The following is a 250-nucleotide window of genomic DNA, read 5'->3' as shown; positions in this document are numbered from 1 at the left end:
GTCCGAGTGTGGCTCACCCTTCTCATTGATGATGACTTCCTGTTTCTCCTCAAGCAGGGACTCTGCATCAGGACTCAGGTTCGGCATGCGTGGTTCGCTGACGTGGCGTCCAGCGTGGTCGATTGCAGTGACCGTGCCGTCGTCGGCACGAGTGATGTGGATGAATGGTTTCATTTGTTTTGTCTGGTTGGTTTCTGTTTCTGCCACAGGTTAGGCGTCGTTGTGGACCTCGCGATCCTCGATGTGCATC

General features: G+C 54.8%; 1 protein-coding gene. It reads right to left on the bottom strand.

Annotation, left to right across the window (positions count from 1 at the left end; all coding sequences use genetic code 11):
- Nucleotides 1-207: hypothetical protein (locus tag NCR38_RS34075; protein ID WP_250478546.1), on the bottom strand; the 207-nt coding region annotated here is incomplete at its 3' end.
- Nucleotides 208-250 lie beyond the last annotated feature (43 nt).

Origin of the sequence: Caballeronia sp. INML1 (genome assembly GCF_023631085.1) — a bacterium.
Lineage (GTDB): Bacteria > Pseudomonadota > Gammaproteobacteria > Burkholderiales > Burkholderiaceae > Caballeronia > Caballeronia turbans.
The sequence above is the reverse complement of the archived record's forward strand: the minus strand, read 5'-3'. Positions and strand labels throughout refer to the sequence as shown.